15 protein-coding genes are annotated in these 16,678 nt (G+C 64.6%); 7 read left to right on the top strand and 8 right to left on the bottom strand.

The window, feature by feature from the left end:
• Positions 1–11 precede the first annotated feature (11 nt).
• From HALZIN_RS0112100 to HALZIN_RS0112070, 7 genes are all read left to right on the top strand, one after another.
• Positions 12–545: a TRAP transporter small permease gene (locus tag HALZIN_RS0112100; protein ID WP_051907500.1), complete on the top strand. Its 534-nt coding sequence runs from the start codon at positions 12–14 to the stop codon at positions 543–545.
• 4 nt (positions 546–549) lie between these two features.
• Positions 550–1,830: a TRAP transporter large permease gene (locus HALZIN_RS0112095; RefSeq protein ID WP_031384468.1), complete on the top strand. Its 1,281-nt coding sequence runs from the start codon at positions 550–552 to the stop codon at positions 1,828–1,830.
• A 33-nt stretch (positions 1,831–1,863) separates the two neighbouring features.
• The gene (locus HALZIN_RS0112090; protein ID WP_031384467.1) at positions 1,864–3,000 is read left to right on the top strand and encodes a mandelate racemase/muconate lactonizing enzyme family protein; all 1,137 of its coding nucleotides are present in this window, start codon (positions 1,864–1,866) and stop codon (positions 2,998–3,000) included.
• Positions 3,001–3,867 (top strand): amidohydrolase family protein, encoded by an 867-nt coding sequence (locus HALZIN_RS0112085; protein ID WP_031384466.1) that lies wholly within the window; start codon positions 3,001–3,003, stop codon positions 3,865–3,867.
• Between the two features lie 77 nt (positions 3,868–3,944).
• On the top strand, positions 3,945–4,742 hold the full coding sequence (locus HALZIN_RS0112080; RefSeq protein WP_031384465.1) for an NAD-dependent epimerase/dehydratase family protein: 798 nt from the start codon (positions 3,945–3,947) through the stop codon (positions 4,740–4,742).
• Positions 4,743–4,859: 117 nt separating this feature from the next.
• Positions 4,860–5,615, top strand: a complete 756-nt coding sequence (locus HALZIN_RS0112075) for a FadR/GntR family transcriptional regulator (protein WP_031384464.1) — start codon at positions 4,860–4,862, stop codon at positions 5,613–5,615.
• A gap of 59 nt (positions 5,616–5,674) precedes the next feature.
• Positions 5,675–7,252: an aldehyde dehydrogenase (NADP(+)) gene (locus HALZIN_RS0112070; RefSeq protein ID WP_031384463.1), complete on the top strand. Its 1,578-nt coding sequence runs from the start codon at positions 5,675–5,677 to the stop codon at positions 7,250–7,252.
• Positions 7,253–7,374: 122 nt separating this feature from the next.
• Here the strand turns inward: HALZIN_RS0112070 and HALZIN_RS0112065 are convergent, their stop codons facing one another.
• The 8 genes from HALZIN_RS0112065 to HALZIN_RS0112030 form a co-directional block, all read right to left on the bottom strand.
• Positions 7,375–8,838 carry a mannitol dehydrogenase family protein gene (locus HALZIN_RS0112065; RefSeq protein WP_031384462.1) on the bottom strand — a complete coding sequence of 488 codons (1,464 nt, stop codon included), beginning with the start codon at positions 8,836–8,838 and terminating at the stop codon, positions 7,375–7,377.
• A gap of 11 nt (positions 8,839–8,849) precedes the next feature.
• On the bottom strand, positions 8,850–10,061 hold the full coding sequence (gene manD, locus HALZIN_RS0112060) for a D-mannonate dehydratase ManD (RefSeq protein ID WP_031384461.1): 1,212 nt from the start codon (positions 10,059–10,061) through the stop codon (positions 8,850–8,852).
• 40 nt (positions 10,062–10,101) lie between these two features.
• Positions 10,102–11,523, bottom strand: coding sequence for a glucuronate isomerase (gene uxaC, locus HALZIN_RS0112055; protein ID WP_031384460.1), 1,422 nt, complete (start codon positions 11,521–11,523; stop codon positions 10,102–10,104).
• A gap of 32 nt (positions 11,524–11,555) precedes the next feature.
• The gene (locus HALZIN_RS0112050; protein ID WP_031384459.1) at positions 11,556–12,845 is read right to left on the bottom strand and encodes a TRAP transporter large permease; all 1,290 of its coding nucleotides are present in this window, start codon (positions 12,843–12,845) and stop codon (positions 11,556–11,558) included.
• Entirely contained in the window at positions 12,842–13,333 is a 492-nt protein-coding gene (locus HALZIN_RS0112045) for a TRAP transporter small permease (RefSeq protein WP_031384458.1), read from the bottom strand. The genes HALZIN_RS0112050 and HALZIN_RS0112045 overlap by 4 nt, the downstream gene beginning before the upstream one ends.
• 90 nt (positions 13,334–13,423) lie before the next feature.
• A complete protein-coding gene (locus HALZIN_RS0112040) occupies positions 13,424–14,389 on the bottom strand; it encodes a C4-dicarboxylate TRAP transporter substrate-binding protein (protein ID WP_051907499.1) in 966 nt (321 codons plus the stop codon).
• Positions 14,390–14,467: 78 nt separating this feature from the next.
• Positions 14,468–15,208 (bottom strand): GntR family transcriptional regulator, encoded by a 741-nt coding sequence (locus HALZIN_RS0112035; RefSeq protein WP_031384456.1) that lies wholly within the window; start codon positions 15,206–15,208, stop codon positions 14,468–14,470.
• A gap of 237 nt (positions 15,209–15,445) precedes the next feature.
• Entirely contained in the window at positions 15,446–16,393 is a 948-nt protein-coding gene (locus tag HALZIN_RS0112030; RefSeq protein WP_031384455.1) for an AEC family transporter, read from the bottom strand.
• Between the last annotated feature and the right edge of the window lie 285 nt (positions 16,394–16,678).

Below are 16,678 nucleotides of genomic sequence, written 5' to 3'. Positions count from 1 at the left end.
GATTAACCTCCGTGAGTTCCTACTTCGATCAAATCAGTGATCAGGATGCAGAAGCAACTCCGAAGACACTGCTGGATAGATTTCTGGATGGTATCGCCCATTTCTGCATCATCGTGGCGGGCGTGCTGATGGTTTTCATGGTCATCACCTTCGGCTGGCTGGTCTTCGGACGTTATGTACTCAACGATACGCCAACCTGGGTCGAGCAGACATCGTTGGTTATTGTCGTCTACATCACTTTCCTCGGCGCAGCCGCCGGGGTGCGCAATAACAGTCACCTGGCCATCGATTTCGTACGCGAGGGACTGCCCGCATTTCCACGTGAAATCATGCGCTATATTGCCGATCTTTTCGTCACTTTCTTCGGTTTTTTCATGACCTGGCAGGGCTGGCAACTGGTCATGGAAAATCTCAGTCGTCCCATTCCGATAATCGGCTTTTCCGAGAGTTGGCGTGCGGCACCGCTGGTGATCAGCGGTGTGCTGATGGTCTTGTTCTCCTGCGTCAATATCGCTCAGCGCCTGCTCAAGTCACGAGAGGTTTGATCTTATGGGACTTACGATCCTGTTCGGCCTGTTCTTTCTGGGTCTTATCGTCGGCGCTCCGGTGACCTTCGCCGTTGGCCTGGCGGCGGTCGGAGCTTTTCTCTACGAAGGCCTGCCATTGTTCGTGGCTTTTCAGCGAATTCTTTCCGGTATCTCGGTCTTTTCGCTGCTGGCCATACCGTTCTTCATCTTTGCCGGCGAACTGATGCTGCATGGCGGGATCTCCAGCCGGCTGGTGCGACTGGCCTCGGCGGCCGTGGGCCGAGTGCGTGGCGGGCTGGGCATGGTCAACGTCAGTTCGTCGATGTTGTTCGGAGGCATCTCCGGCTCGGCGGTCGCCGATACCTCGGCGCTCGGCTCGATCCTCATCCCGGCCATGAAGGAAAAGGGCTACGACGCCGACTACGCGGTCAACGTGACCGTAACGTCTTCCATCGCCGGGGTGGTCATTCCGCCCAGCCAAAACATGATCCTCTACGCTGTCGCCGCGGGCGGCGGCATCTCGATAACCAAACTGTTCATCGCCGGTATCGTGCCGGGCGTGCTGATGTGTCTGGTCCTGGCGTTGGCAGCCTACATCGTGGCGGTCAAGCGGGGTTACGGGGGCGAGCCGTTCCCCGGCTGGATGGCGCTGATCGTCAGCTTCGCGGCGGCGCTACCCGGACTGCTGACTGCCGTGATCATTGTCGGCGGGGTGCTCTCGGGGATCCTGACGGTGACCGAATCCGGCGCCTTCGGCGCGATCTACGCCATCGTGGTGACTAGTTTGGTATATCGCGAGCTGCGCTGGGAGTCGTTCAAGCGGGCGGTCTATCAGGCCGTGCGCACTACGTCGCTGGTGATGATCCTGGTGGGCTGCGCCTCGGCATTCTCGTATCTGCTGGCGCTGTACAGTGTGCCGCAACTGCTGACCGATACGTTGCTGAGCATCTCCGACAACCCCTACGTCGTGCTGTTGATGCTCAACCTGCTGTTGCTGGGGTTGGGCATGATCATGGACATGGCGGCGCTGATCCTGATCATCACGCCGATCTTCCTGCCGGTGGCGGCCCAGTTCGGCGTAGATCCGATCCAGTTCGGCATCATCATGATGATGAATCTCGGCCTGGGGCTGTGTACGCCGCCGGTCGGCACCTGTCTGTTCGTGGGCAGCGTGATCGGCAAGATCAAGATCGAGCAGACGGTACGCACCATCTGGCCGTTCTACCTGGCGCTGTTCGTGGTGTTGATGCTGGTGACCTACGTGCCGGCGATCTCGCTGACGTTGCCGGGTTTCTTCGAATAGCGCTTACTTCCATACGATCATTGGCTGTCCGATATGAAGATCGAAAAGATACACACGCACCTCCTCGACCATAAACTCGACCAAGCCTTCGAAAGCGCCTCGATGCGCTTCGAACGGCGCCAGCACTGTCTGGTGGAGGTGGTCTGCGACGACGGCACGGTGGGCTGGGGCGAGTGCCTGGGGCCGGCCAAGGCCAATGCGGCGGTGGTCGACATCTACGCCGCGGCGCTGATCGGTCAGAACCCGCTGGAAACCGAGAAGCTCTGGCTCGAGCTCTACAATCGCTTGCGCGACCAGGGCCAGCGTGGGCTGACCGTGACGGCGCTGAGCGGCATCGATATCGCCCTGTGGGACATCAAGGGCAAGCATTACGGCGCGCCGGTCAGCGAGCTGCTGGGCGGACGCTTTCGCGACAGCGTGCGTGCCTACGCCACGGGCTCGTTTCGCCGCGACGGTATCGACCGGGTCCAGGATGTCGCCGACGAGGTGGCCGGCTACGCCCGCGAAGGCTTTCATGGTGTCAAGATCAAGATCGGCTTCGATGTCGAAGAGGATCTGCGCTCGATTGCCGCGGCGCGCGAGGCGATCGGCCCCGAGCGTCGGCTGATGATCGACGCCAACCACGGCTATGACCTGTTGGAAGCGCTGGAGGTCGGCAAGCGGGCGGAACAGTACCGCATCGACTGGTTCGAGGAGCCGGTGCTCCCTGAACAGATCGCCACCTACCGCGCGGTACGCGACGGCCAGCCGATCCCCGTGGCCAGTGGCGAGAACTGGCACGGCCGCTACGCCATGCTCGAGCCGCTCTCGAGTCGCGCGGTGGATATCGCCCAGCCCGATGTCTGCGGGGTGGGCGGATTCACCGAAATGCGCCGCGTCGCCGACATGGCGGCGATGTTCGGCGTGCGCCTGGTGCCGCACGTGTGGGGCACGGCGGTGTGTCTCGCGGCCAGCTTGCAGTTCATGGCGGCACTGCCGCCCAATCCGCCGCGCCGCAAGCCCATCGAGCCGATCATGGAGTTCGATCGCACCAGGAACCCGTTCCGCCAGGCCGTCGTGCAAACGCCGATCGAGCATGACCAGGGCGTCGTGCGTATCCCGGACGGTCCCGGCCTGGGTATCGAGATCAATCGCGATGCATTGCGCCAATTCGCTTTGAAGGAGGCATGAGTGTCCGAGATTCCCGTCAACACCCGTCCGCTCGACGGCCCGGCGCCCAGGCTCAAGGCGCCGGCCGGGGCCACCGACTGTCACATTCACCTTTATCTGCCGGGCTATGAGGCCCAGCCCGGTGGCCCGAAGATCCCGGAACTGGCGACGGTCGAGGATTACCGCAAGCTTCAGCAGTGGTTGTCGCTGGAGCGCGTGGTGGTCACCCAGCCCAACGCCTACCAGCGCGACAACCGCGCCTTGCTCGCCGCGCTCGATCAGTTGGGCACGCAAACCGCCCGCGGCGTCGCCGCGGTGACGCCCGATACGCCGGACAGCGACCTGCGGGCCTGGCACGAAAAGGGCGTGCGCGGGGCGCGGATCATGAACCTGCCGGGCGGCGCGGTCACCAACGACGAGATGCTGGCCGTCGAGCAGCGCATCCGCCCGCTGGGCTGGCATCTGATGGTGCAGTTCAACGGCTGCAACCTGAACGACTATCTCGACGACCTGCGACGCATCGAAGGCGAGTACATCATCGACCATATCGGCAAGTTCATGCCGCCGGTGCCGGCAGACGATGACCGGGTCGACGAGATCCTGCGGCTGCTCGATCGCGGCAACGCCTGGTTCAAGATCTGCGCTGGCTACGAAGCCAGCCGGACCGGCGGCCCCGACTACGCGGATATCGGGGCGATCGCCAAGCGGGTCATCGCGCATTCCCCCGAGCGCATCCTATGGGGCTCCAACTGGCCGCACGTCGGCGTGCCACGCGAGCAGTATCCCGACGATGCCGGACAGCTCGACGTGCTGCTCGACTGGGCGAGTCCCGAGGTGCAGCGAAAAATTCTGGTCGACAACCCGGCAACGCTATACGGCTTCGACTGATTTGATTGTCGGGCCATGTGCCTACAAGGTAACGCCATCGTTGTGCATTGCGATGGCCATGAACGAGGGAGGAATACATGATCAATCGTCTTCTGATGACCGGTGCCGCCGGCGGGATGGGGCGTCTCATCCGGCCGCAGCTCGCAACGCTGGCGAAGCAGGTGCGGCTGTCGGATATCGGCGATCTGGGCGAGGCCGCCAGCCATGAAGAGCTGGTGACGTGCGATCTGGCGGATGCCCAGGCCGTCAGTGCGTTGGTGGAAGGCTGCGACGCCATCATTCATCTGGGCGGCGTCTCGCTGGAGAAACCCTGGGACAGCATCCTCCAGGCCAATATTATCGGCACCTACAATCTGTACGAGGCGGCCCGGCAGCATGGCAAGCCGCGCATCATCTTCGCCAGTTCCAATCACACGACGGGCTATTACGAGCGCACGCAGAAGCTCGATACTCAGGTCCCGCATCGCCCCGACTCGATCTATGGCGTCTCGAAGTGCTTCGGCGAAGACCTGGCCTGTCTTTACTATCACAAGTTCGACATCGAGACCCTGAGCGTGCGCATCGGCTGGTGCCATCCCAAGCCGACCGATACCCGCAAGCTGGCGATCTGGATGAGCGGTGAGGACTTCGTCAGCCTCGCGCTACGCGCGTTCTCGGCGCCGAAGCTGGGCTATACCGTCGTCTACGGGGCCTCGAACAACTCCGAACAGTGGTGGGATAACAGCAAGGCCTCCTTCCTGGGCTGGGTGCCCAAGGACAGTTCCGAGCCCTGGCGCGAAGAGGTCGAGGGTGCGGCCCCCGAAATCGACCCCCAGGATCCGACGGTCATCTACCAGGGTGGACCGTTTGCCACCTTCGGCCACCCCGACGATTGAGCGTGTCGGTGCGTGGTCCAGTGAGCGGATTGCCGTGACAGCGTCCCAGGCGATCCGCACTGGTGCCAGACGGCCAGGCTCGAAAGCTTCTCAACCCGTGGCGCAGTGGAAACCGATATGGCAGGCAAGAACGACGTAATGAATGGCTTGAAGACGCTGAACATACAACGCATTTCGCGGGAGGGCAGCCTCTCGCTGCACGTGGCCGACCAGCTCGAGGCGCTGATCGTCAACGGCGGGATTGCCGTCGGCGAAAAACTGCCGACGGAAAATGGCCTGTGCGACTCCTTCGGGGTCAGCCGTACGGTCATCCGCGAGGCGATCACCCACCTCAAGTCGCTGGGGCTCGTCGAGACCCGCCGCGGCGTGGGCACCACGGTGTTGCGCAATGCCATTGTCGAGGCGATGCCCGCCAATCGCATCAGCCCGACCACGGTCGAGGACATCCTGCATGTGCTCGAGTTGCGCCTGAACATCGAGCCGGCCGCCGCGGAGCTGGCGGCGCTGCGTCATGACGACGACGACCGGCGCATCCTGCGTGACAAGCACGATGTGTTCGTTCGCGCACGCGCCGCAAGTTCTCAGGCGCGCGTCGAGGATTACGAGTTCCACTATGCCATCGCCGCGGCGACCCATAACCCCTTCTTCAAGTCGTTCTACGAACAACTCAGCCAGAGCGTCATTCCGCGTGCCAAGCTGATGAGCATCGAGATCAACACCTCGGCGACCGACAGGTACCTGGCCCGTGTCGAGGAGGAGCACACCTACGTGCTCGAAGCGATCTTCGCCCGCGACGGCGAATCGGCCCGCGAGATGATGTACCAGCACCTCAACCGGGCCAGGAACATGTACGCCAAGTATCAGGAATCGTAGCACCCGAAAGCCTAGCCACGACGGGCCGCTTTTCGGCCCGCGCAACTCAGGAGGAAGTCATGACCTTGGAAGGCAAACTACTCATCGGCCAGCAGGCCGTCGCTGGGGCCAGCGAGCCGATTCAGGCCATCGACCCGAGCACCAATCAACGCCTGGAGCCGGCCTATGCCGGCGGCACCGCCCACGACGTCGATCGCGCCTGCGGCCTCGCCTGGGCGGCCTTCGACCGCTACCGCGAGACCTCGCTGGAGGAACGCGCGACGTTCCTCGAGACGGTAGCCTCCGAGATCGAGGCGCTCGGCGACACGCTGATCCAGCGCGCGGTGGCCGAATCCGGCCTGCCCCGGGGGCGCATCGAGGGCGAGCGCGGGCGTACCTGCGGCCAATTGAGGCTGTTCGCCCAGGTGGTGCGCGCCGGCGAGTGGCTCGACGTGCGCGTCGACCCGGCGCTGCCCGAGCGTCAGCCGATGCCGCGGGGCGACCTGCGTCAGCGCCACATCGCGCTGGGCCCGGTGGCGGTATTCGGCGCCTCGAACTTCCCGCTGGCGTTCTCGGTGGCCGGCGGCGATACCGCATCAAGCTTAGCCGCGGGCTGCCCGGTGATCGTCAAGGCGCACTCCGCCCATCCCGGCACCTCGGAACTGGTGGGCCGGGCGATCCAGCGCGCAATCGCCCAATGCAACCTGCCGGAGGGGGTGTTCTCGCTGCTGTTCGGCTCCGGGCGCGAAGTGGGCACCGCGCTGGTCGCCGATCCGCGGATCAAGGCCGGCGGCTCCACCGGCTCGCGCAGCGGCGGCCTGGCGCTGCTCAAGGTCGCCCAGAACCGTGCCGAGCCGATCCCCTTCTACGCCGAGATGAGCTCGATCAACCCGGTGTTCCCGCTGCCGGCGGCGCTCGAGGCCCGCGGCGAGGAGATGGCCAAGGGCTTCGTCGCCTCGCTCAACCTGGGCGCCGGGCAGTTCTGCACCAACCCCGGGCTGGTGATCGCCGAGCAGGGCGCGGCGCTGGACGCCTTCGTCGCCACCGCCGGCGCGGCGCTCAAGGAAAGTGCCGCGCAGACCATGCTCACCCCGGGCATTTATGACGCCTACCAGCAGGGCGTGGCGCGGCTGGCCAGCCACGACCAGGTGCGTGAAATCGCCCGCGGCCAGGTCGGCGAGACGCCCAACCAGTGCCAGGCCGGGCTGTACGTCACCTCGGCCGAGGCCTTCCTCAATGATGAGGCACTGCAGGAAGAGGTGTTCGGCTCCACCTCGCTGGTGATCGAATGTCAGGATGCCGCCGAGGTCAAGCGGGTCGCCGACCGTCTCGAAGGCCAGTTGACCATCACGCTGCAGATGGACGACGCCGATCACGACGCGGCCCGCGCGCTGCTGCCGACGCTCGAGCACAAGGCCGGGCGCATCCTGGTCAACGGCTGGCCGACCGGCGTCGAGGTCAGCCACGCGATGGTCCACGGCGGGCCGTTCCCGGCCACCTCGGACGTGCGCAGCACTTCGGTGGGCACCGCGGCGATCTATCGCTTCCTGCGTCCGGTGTGCTATCAGAATCTGCCCGACGCGCTGCGTCCCGAAGCGCTCAAGGAGGCCAATCCGCTGGGCCTCAAGCGGCTTTACGACGGAAGGCGCGAAGGCTGAGCGGCGCGAGCCGTGACAGCCACGCGAACAGGGCGACCCGAGAGTCGCCCTGTTATCGTTTTATCGTGTTGTTCTTGCTCGCGGCCGGTCAAGGTCAACGAGACGAAGCCTGGTGTCGACGATCAACCCTGTCCCTCGTTCAACGCCGCCAAGCTGGCGGTGACACCGCGTGCCTGCAGTGAGCGGTAGGCCCCCAGCACCGCCTGGGAGAAGCGTGCGTCGTCGGCCAATCCGCGCGGAAACACGGTGTCCTCGGCCAGGAAGGCGCCGATCAGGCTCTCCTCCGCGTCGCCATGGCGGGCATGCAGCGCGGCGAAGGTGTCGGCCAGGGGGTCGTCGACAGCGTGGGGACGACCGTGCAGGTCGCTGCCCGCGGTATAGCGGATCCACGCCGCCACGCCGAGTGCCGTGCAGGAAATATCGCCGGCGTCGTCGAGCCGCATCCGTGCCCCCTGGAGCCAACGCTGGGGCAGCTTCTGCGAGCCGTCCATGGCGATCTGATGCAGGCGATGGCGCAGGCTGTCGTTGGCGAAACGCGCCAGCAGGCTGTCGGCGTAGGTCGTCAGATCGGTGTCTTCGGGCATGGTCAGCGTCGCCGCCGCCTCCTGGCGCATGTAGCGCTTGAGCAACGCTTTGAAGTCGGCCCGGCTGACGGCGTCGAAGACCGTCTCGACGCCATCCAGCGCGCCCAGGTAGGCCAGCAGCGAATGACTGCCGTTGAGCATGCGTAGCTTCATGGTCTCGAAGGGCGCGACGTCGGCGACCATCTCCACTCCTTCATGTTCCCAGTCGGGACGTCCTTGCGGGAAGTCGTCCTCGACGACCCACTGGATGAAGGCTTCGCAGGTCACCGCGGCGGGGTCGTCCACGCCCAGTTCGCGCAGACGCGCGAAGTCGGCCTCGGTCATCGCCGGCACGATGCGATCCACCATGCTGGAAGGGAAGGCCACCGACGCGGCGATCCACTCGGCCAGCGCCGGGTCGCGCTCGCCAGCCAGCTCGACGACCGCCCGCCGGGTGCGTTTGCCGTTGTCCGGCATGTTGTCGCAGCAGAGCACCGTGAACGGTGCGATGCCCGCGGCGCGGCGCCGGGCCAGCGCCTCGACCAGCAGGCCCGGCGCCGTCCGGGGCGCGTGCGGCTGGGCGATGTCGTGGGCGATGGCGGGCGCGTCGACCATCAGCGTGCCTTCGGCGGGGCTCAGGTAGTAGCCCTTCTCGGTGACCGTCAGGGTGACGATACGCACCGCGGGATCGCTCAGACGCGCCAGCAGCGCTTCATGATCCTCACCATTCTCGCCGGCGTACAGCGCCTCGCGGATGGCGGCGATCTCGCGCAGGGTCAGCGTCTGGCTGTCGGCGTATTCGGCGACATGGTAGCGCTGGCCCCGATCGCGCAGCAGCTCGACCAGACGCTGGTTGGAACGGATGTTGGCGCTACTGATGCCCCACTCACCGCCGTCGTGGCGCGCCAGGTTGCGCTCGACGAAGACCGCCTGGTGGGCGCGGTGGAACGCGCCCAGGCCGATGTGGACGATGCCGACCGGGGCATCGGCGTAGTCGCTGGCCTGTGTTGTCACTTGGGTCATCGCGTCACCTCCTACCAGTGCCAGAGCGTGCCGTCTTCGAGCCGGTTGACCGGAAGACTGGCGCGCTTGTAGGGATACTGTCTGGCCAGCTCTTCATCGATGTCAACGCCGTGCCCCGGCGTTTCGCCGACCAGGAAATGGCCGTCCTCGAAACGATAGTCGTGGGGGAAGACCTGGTCGGTGATCGCTTCGTGGGGCATGTGTTCCTGAATGCCGAAGTTGGGCACCCAGGTGTCGAAGTGAACCGCCGCACCCAGGCACACCGGCGACACATCGGTGGGACCGTGAAAGCCGGTGCGAATATGGTAGAGCGCCGCCAGGTCGGCGATCCGGCGCAGGTGGGTAATGCCGCCGCCGTGGGTGAGCGGGGTGCGGATATAGTCGATCCACTGATTCTCGATCAGCTCGCGGTAATCGTGAATCGAGTTGAAGACTTCGCCGATGGCCAGCGGCGTGGTGGTGTGCTCGCGGATCAGCTTGAGGCTCTGCTGGTTCTCGGCCGGCACGCAGTCCTCCAGCCAGAACAGATGATAGGGCTCGACCATCTTGCCCAGGCGGGCGGCCTCGATGGGGGTCAGACGGTGGTGAACGTCGTGCAGCACATGGATGTCGTGCCCGAAGCGTTCGCGGACCGCGGCGAACAGTGCGGGCACATGGTTGAGGTACTTCTCGGTGCTCCACACGTGCTCGGCGGGCAACTCCGAGTCGGCCGGCTCGTAGCGCTCGCCTTCGCGCTTGGCGACGCCGTAGGTGGTGGCGATGCCGGGTACGCCGGTCTGGACCCGGACGGCGCGATAGCCGAGCTTGAGGTGTGCGTCGACTTCGGCCAGGCAGGCGTCGATGTCCTTGCCGGTGCAGTGGGCATAGGTCATCACCCGCTCGCGGCTCTTGCCGCCCAGCAGCTGGTAGAGCGGCATGCCGGCGGCCTTGGCCTTGATGTCCCACAGCGCCATGTCGACGGCGCCGATCGCCGCCATGGTCACCGGGCCGCGCCGCCAGTAGGCGCCACGATACAGATATTGCCAGATGTCCTCGATGCGACCGGCATCGCGACCGATCAGTGCCGGCACGACGTGCTCCTCGAGATAGGCGACCACGGCCATTTCGCGGCCGTTGAGCGTGGCGTCGCCGATGCCGTAGGTGCCCGACTTGGTAACGATCTTCAGCGTGACGAAATTGCGCCCGGGAGAGGTGACGATGAGGTAGGCATCACTGATTTTCATGATGAATCCATTGCTGATAGATAAAATGAGGGCGCGTCGCTCAACGCTCGAACAGGTAACGCTGGACATTGTCGTAACACACGGCCCGCACCAGCTGGCCGATGCGGTCGATGTCGTTGGGCAGCTCGCCACGCGCCATCTGCTGGCCGAGCATGTTGCAGAAGATGCGTCGAAAGTAATCGTGACGGGAGAACGACAGCAGACTGCGCGAATCGGTGAGCATGCCGACGAAGTGACGCAACAGTCCGAACTGCATCTGCGTGGTCAGCTGGCGCTCGATGCCGTCGCGCTGGTCGTTGAACCACCAGGCGGCGCCGAACTGCACCTTGCCGGGAATGCCGTCGCTCGGGAAGCTGCCGGCCAGGCTGGCGAGCATCTCGTTGTCGCGCGGGTTGAGGTTGTAGAGCACGGTGCGCGGCAGGGCCCGTTGCTGGTCCAGCGCATCGAGAATCATTGCCAGCGACTCGCCATAGACCACATCGCCGATGGCGTCGAAGCCGCTGTTGGCGCCGATCTCGGCCAGGCCACGGCGGCTGACGCTACGCGCCGCGCCCAGGTGCAACTGCATGACCCAGCCGCGTTCGGCGTATTGCCGGCCCAGCCATAGCAATAGCGCCGTGGTGAAGCCGGTGGATTCTTCCTTGCTGAGCGATTCGCTGCGCCTGCGTCGGTCAAGAATGCGATCGAGCGCGGCGCTCGACGGCGGCGCGACGAAGGTCGGCTTCTCGAGGCTGTGATCCGACAGGCAGCAGCCATTGGCGGCGAAATAGTCGAGGCGCTGATGCAGCGCCGCGAGCAGGTCGTCATAGCGCCGGATGGCGACGCCGCTGGCGGCTTCCAGCGCGGTCAGGTAATCGGCGTAGCCCGCCTGTTCGATCTTGAGCACGGCATCGGGGCGAAACGTCGGCAGCAGGGCGAGTCGCGAGCCGTTCTCGGCATGCCGGCGATGGGCATCGAGATCGTCGCAGGGGTCATCGGTGGTGCACACGGTACGCACCTGGAAGCTGTCCAGGATCCCTTGAGCGTGAAGTTTGGGCGTCGCCAGGCGTTGACGCGAGCGTGTCCAGATCTCTTCGGCAGTCGTCGGGGAGAGCAGCGTATTCTCGATGCCCAGCGGGAAGCGCAATTCCAGATGGGTCCAGTGGTAGAGCGGATTGCCGAGGCAGTCGGGTACGCTCTCGGCCCAGGCCTGGAAGCGTTCGCGGGGCTCGGCGTCGCCGGTGATGCGCCGCTCGTCGATGCCGGTGAAGCGCATGGCCCGCCACTTGTAGTGATCGCCGTCGAGCCACAGCTCGGTGAGGTTGTCGAAGCGGCGGTTGTCGGCGATCTCCACGGGGCTCAGGTGCGAGTGGTAGTCGCAGATCGGCATCGGCGCGGCATGGTCGTGGTAAAGGCGCCGGGCCGCGTTGGTTTCCAGCAGAAAATCCGGCCCCATGAAGTCGATCTTGTCGTTGAAAATCATGTCACTCACCCTTGGATGGCTGCATTTAGCACTTAGCCCATGAGCATGTTGGGCAGGAAGAGCACGATGGTGGGGAAGAAGATGATGCCGAGCACGACGGTTAAAACGGCAACGGCGAAGGGTACGAGTTCGCGGCTGTAATCGGTGAAGGGGCAGCGCAGGATGCCGCATACCGTGTACATGGAAATCCCCACCGGTGGGGTCATGCCGCCGAAGGTCACCAAGGTCATCATCAGCAGCCCGAAGTGCACGGGATCGATCCCGGCGGTCTTGATCACCGGTACCAGGATCGGGGCCAGCAGCATGACCACCACCGTCGCCTCGAGCAGCATGCCGAGGAATACCAGCAGGACCGCCAGGGTCAGCAGCAGGGCGGTCTGGCTGGAGAATACCCCCAGCGTGAGCTCGGCGATGGTCTGGGGCACGCGCTCGAAGGACACCACATAGCCGATGATCCCCGAGAACATGATGATCAGCATGATCATGCCGATGTCCCGCACGCTGGCACGCATCGCCTCGATGATTTCCGCTATGCCCATTTCGCGGTGGATGAAGCAGCCCACGACGAGGGCGTAGACCACCGCGAAGGCGCCGGCCTCGGAGGGCGTGAACAGGCCATAGCGGATGCCCACCAACAGCCACAGCGGGAATAGTAAGGCCCAGATGCTGCTGCGGGTGGCGCTGGCCACTTCGGCGAACCTGGGCAGGCTGTCGCGGACCGGGGTATAGCCCCGCCGGCGGGAAACCAGCCAGGTGGTGATCATCAGCGCGACCATCAACAGCACGCCCGGCACCACCCCGGCGATGAACAGGCGGCCGATCGAGACCTCGCCGAGATAGCCGTACAGGATCAGGCCGATGCTGGGGGGAATGGTGGCAGTGATCAACCCGCCGATGGAAAGCACGGCCCCGGCGAAACCGGGCGTATAGCCTTCGCCGACCATGCCCTTGCCGAGCACACGCGACTGCATGGCGGCATCCGCCACCGCCGAACCCGACACCCCGCCCATCAGGGTGCTGAGTACCAGGCTGGCCTGGGCCAGACCGCCACTCATCCAGCCCGCCAGCAGGGTCGAGAGGCGCAGCAGGCGCGGCGTGATGCCGCTGGCATTCATCAGATGGCCGATGAAAATGAACAGCGGAACGGCCAACAGGGGGAAGGACTGGGTAGCGGAGACGATGCGCTGGGGACCGATGCCGACGGGAAGAAACGTTCCCGGCAACAGGAAATACAGAAAGCCGGCGATGCCGATCGCGAAGGCCACGGGCATGCCGATGGCCATCAGCACCAGCCCGAGCACCAGCAGCAGGGCGGTGATCATAGCGTTTCCTCCACGACATCGTCGTCGGGCTCGAGACTGCGGGTGATGCCCTTGTCGAGAACGCGCCGAAGCAGCGAGACGAACATGAGTGCGGCACCCACCGGCAGGGCCAGGGTGACGTAGCCGTAGCTCAATCCGGCAAAGCCCATCGGGCGCTGCCAGTTGGACAGCGCGAGCGGCATTCCGTACCACGCCAGCAGCGCGAGAAACGCCAGCATCATCGCCAGGATGACCGCGGTGATGGCACGCAACACCCTGGGGGGCATAAGCACGACCAGGGCATCGATGCGCACCTGGCCGCCGCGGCGCAGCATGATGTCGGCGCCTAATACGGCCGTCCAGATGAAGAAGAATTGGGCCAGTTCGGCACCCCCGGCGAACGGATGACCGATCGCGCGCATGGTGGCACTGGCCAGAATCGTGAGTGAGGTACACCCCAGCAGTACAATGGCCAGGATATCTTCGAGCTTGTCGAACCAGCGCCACATAACGGTTCCTCGCAGCGTTTGCACAGGGCTGTCTAAACCTGAAAGCGCGCAGGCCGGCACGGGCCGGCCCGGCATTGGCTTGACGGGCGATCAGTCGGCGGTGCCGGAAACCAGTTGCTCGCGGTACTTGTCGTAACCGAGTTCCTTGTAGACGCTGTCGACGCGCTGACGGAACAGCTCGGTATCCACTTCGGTGAAGGTCACGCCGGCTTCTTCCATGCGCTTGCGCGTCGCATCCAGGGCGTCGACGGTCGCCTGGCTGGCCTCGGCGCCGGCCTTCTTGAGCTCCTCGTCGAGGATGCTGCGAAGGTTCTCGGGCAGGGACTGGTACCACTGCTCCGAGGTCACGATGCCGCTCATCAGCTGGATGTGGTGGGTCAGGGCGACATTGTTGATGACCTCCTGCAGGCGCTGGCCATCGGCGGCGGTCAACTGCGCCTCGGCGCCATCGATCGAGCCCAGCTGCAACGCCGAATAGACCTCCGACCAGGGCAGCGGTGTCGGAGTGGCGCCCATGGCCTCGATGGTCTTGAGCCAGACCGGCGAGTTGATGGTGCGGATGCGTAGGCCTTGCAGGTCTTCGGGCTTTTCGACGGGTTCCTTGGTCAGCATCTCGCGGGCGCCCTGGAACCAGTTGTAGTTCATCAAACGCAGGCCGCTGTTGTCGGCGAGGCTTTCGACCCATTGGTTGTACAGATCGGTCTGGGTAATGGCCTCGTACTGGGTATAGTCTTCCACCAGGTAGGGCGCACTCAGGATGCCCAGTTCCGGCTGATACTCCGACAGTCGGCCGGCATCGATGAGGATGGCGATGTTGGCGCCGCTGCGGATCTGCTCGACGACGTCTTCGTCGGACCCCAGCTGGCTGTTGGGGAAGACGTTGAGCGTCAGTTCGCCATCGGTGCGCTGCTCGATCGACTGCTTGGCGTCCTGCATGGCCTGAACGATGGGATCCTGCGTGCTCAGGGCCGAGGACAGGTTCAGCTCGTAATCGGCATGGGCCAGGCCACTGGCAAAGGCGAGGGCGAGGGCGGGTATGGCTAGCTGTGATTTCATGATTTCTCCTGACATGCATGTTGTGCTTGTTTGAATGCAGGGGTTCGTAAAGCGAGCCCCTTGCGTTCGAGCTCGGCGTTATGCCGTTTCGCGTTTGCTGGGCGTACGCGTCGGGGCCGAGGCATCGAACATCGCGGGAAAGCGCCGCATCAGCTCAGGCAGGGAGTGCAGAATTTCACGCTGATGGATGCACATGGCCTGTTCTGCGGCGCTGGGGTCTTGCCGGGCGATCGCATCGACGATCAGTTGGTGCTGATCGACGAGCTTGGGGATGGGCGTCGACTCGGGGATGCTCAAGTAGCGCACCCGATCCAGTTGGGCCTTGACCTCTTCGGTGACGCGCCAGGCCGAGGTATGACCCGCGCCCAGGGCCAGGGCCCGATGAAAGGCCTCGTCGAGCTGAAAGAACCGGCTGTAGTCCTGCGGCACGGCACAGCGACGCTGGCGCTCGATCAGCTCGTCGAGTTCGCCGAGCACGTTCCCGCTCAAGCCGTTTTCGGCGGCGGATCTGGCGACGGCAGCCTCGACGGCTTCCCGGACGAAGCGTGCCTCCATGACCGCACCCTCCGAAATGCGCACCACGTAGGTGCCTCGCTGTGGGCGTACCTCCAGGAGCCCCGACTCGGAAAGGCGAATAAACGCTTCGCGTACCGGCTGTCGGCTCACGTCGAACGTGTCGGCAATCTCCTTTTCGGATAACGCCCGTCCGGGGGCCAGCACCATGCGGATGATCGCCTGGCGCAGCGCTTGATAGAGGCGCTGGCGAACGTTGACGTCCGGCGATGTTTCTTCCCAGAGCGCATGTAGTGAAGTCGTCATTGATGATCGGCCCGAAGCTTGTCTTGTAGTCTAGTATGGTAGAATGGTTCGGCATATGGCGATGCGACTTTAGTCAGGCATGAAGGGCATGGCCGAGGGTCGAGTGTCATCGGTTCGATGAAAGATGCGCGACTGCAGCGAGAGCCCGGCGGTCGGCTCCCAACGTGACGTTCATGCAACGGTGCGAAGGCGCCACATGAACGGCAGCGGCGTTGCAGGCGTTGTAAAGGGGTGGCGTCAGATCAAGCCGAGCGCGGTGAGGAGGAACACGCCGGCGCTGATCGTGAACAGCGAGGCGAAGGTGGTGATCACGATGATGTTGGCGGACAGCTGAGCGTTGCCGTTGACCGCCTTGGTCATGACGAAACTGGCGGCGGCGCCGGGACTGCCGAGAAACAGAAACAGGATGCCGAGTTCCGCACCGCGAAAGCCCAGCGCGAAACCGCCGAGCACGCCGAGTGCCGGCAACCAGACTATCTTCCACAGGCTGGCGTCGAGGGCCAGCTTGCTGCTGCGCTTGACCGACGTGAACGACAGCGTGCCGCCGATGCACACCAGCGCCAGCGGCAACGACATGGCGCCGAAATAGTTGCCCGACGCCATTACCCACTCGGGCAAGTCGATCGCGAAGTAGGCGAAGGGAATGGCCAGCAGTACGCTGAGAATCAGCGGATTCTTGGTCACGTGGCGGATGATCGCCAACATGCCGGACTTGGCGCTGGCGCTGTGGTAGGCCAGCACCGCCGCCGACAGCACGTTGTAGATGAGGATGATCCCGCCGACCATGATCCCGCCGAGCGACAAGCCGTAGTCGCCATATTGGCTGGCGGCCAGCGCCAGCCCGACGATCCCGCAGTTGCCGCGAAACGCACCCTGGGCGAAGACGCCGCGATCCTCGAACGGGCAGCGCCACTGCGCCCAGCCCCAGGCCAGGAAGAAGCTGAGCACGGAGAAGCCCAGGAAATAGCCGATCAGCGCGGGCTGCAGGGCGACGTCCAGGTCGGCGCGGAGGATGCTCAAGAAGATCAGCGTGGGCATGGTCGCCCGAAAGACCAGCATCGAGGCGGTGGTGATGAAATGCGCGTCGATCCAGCCGATGCGCTTGAACACAATGCCCAGGAAGACCATCGCGAAGACCGGCAGCGTGACGTTCAGGGTGTGCAGGAAGACATCCAGCAGGTTCATGCTGGTAGCTCCTAGCGAATCAGCCAGAAGCCGACGATCAGCGCGGCGACCACGGTGGCGAAGAACAGGTTGTTGCGCAGGCGGGTGTTACGGGGGCGGGAAGATCGGGACACGGAAGCTCCTGTCGGATAGGGCCCGGGCTGGGCGGCAATCCAGGATTGCCGGCACAATGGGCCGGAACGGCGGCGCTGGCTGGCCGCGACAACTGTGGCATGATAAACCCGTTAGCCTGCTAGGCCCAGCCGCCGCAGGCCGCGCGCGAGGCGCTCGTCGCCACCATCGATC

It is taken from the genome of Halomonas zincidurans B6, from assembly GCF_000731955.1.
GTDB lineage: Bacteria > Pseudomonadota > Gammaproteobacteria > Pseudomonadales > Halomonadaceae > Modicisalibacter > Modicisalibacter zincidurans.
Note: the sequence above shows the minus strand (reverse complement) of the source record. Positions and strands in the feature narration are given on the sequence as shown.

What these genes read in the sequence shown, in the direction of transcription:
- HALZIN_RS0112095 (WP_031384468.1), top strand. Translation starts at nt 550, where the DNA reads ATGGGACTTACGATCCTGTTCGGCCTGTTCTTTCTGGGTCTTATCGTC.
- HALZIN_RS0112090 (WP_031384467.1), top strand. Translation starts at nt 1,864, where the DNA reads ATGAAGATCGAAAAGATACACACGCACCTCCTCGACCATAAACTCGAC.
- HALZIN_RS0112080 (WP_031384465.1), top strand. Translation starts at nt 3,945, where the DNA reads ATGATCAATCGTCTTCTGATGACCGGTGCCGCCGGCGGGATGGGGCGT.
- HALZIN_RS0112075 (WP_031384464.1), top strand. Translation starts at nt 4,860, where the DNA reads ATGGCAGGCAAGAACGACGTAATGAATGGCTTGAAGACGCTGAACATA.
- HALZIN_RS0112070 (WP_031384463.1), top strand. Translation starts at nt 5,675, where the DNA reads ATGACCTTGGAAGGCAAACTACTCATCGGCCAGCAGGCCGTCGCTGGG.
- HALZIN_RS0112065 (WP_031384462.1), bottom strand. Translation starts at nt 8,838, where the DNA reads ATGACCCAAGTGACAACACAGGCCAGCGACTACGCCGATGCCCCGGTC.
- manD (WP_031384461.1), bottom strand. Translation starts at nt 10,061, where the DNA reads ATGAAAATCAGTGATGCCTACCTCATCGTCACCTCTCCCGGGCGCAAT.
- uxaC (WP_031384460.1), bottom strand. Translation starts at nt 11,523, where the DNA reads ATGATTTTCAACGACAAGATCGACTTCATGGGGCCGGATTTTCTGCTG.
- HALZIN_RS0112050 (WP_031384459.1), bottom strand. Translation starts at nt 12,845, where the DNA reads ATGATCACCGCCCTGCTGCTGGTGCTCGGGCTGGTGCTGATGGCCATC.
- HALZIN_RS0112045 (WP_031384458.1), bottom strand. Translation starts at nt 13,333, where the DNA reads ATGTGGCGCTGGTTCGACAAGCTCGAAGATATCCTGGCCATTGTACTG.
- HALZIN_RS0112040 (WP_051907499.1), bottom strand. Translation starts at nt 14,389, where the DNA reads ATGAAATCACAGCTAGCCATACCCGCCCTCGCCCTCGCCTTTGCCAGT.
- HALZIN_RS0112035 (WP_031384456.1), bottom strand. Translation starts at nt 15,208, where the DNA reads ATGACGACTTCACTACATGCGCTCTGGGAAGAAACATCGCCGGACGTC.
- HALZIN_RS0112030 (WP_031384455.1), bottom strand. Translation starts at nt 16,393, where the DNA reads ATGAACCTGCTGGATGTCTTCCTGCACACCCTGAACGTCACGCTGCCG.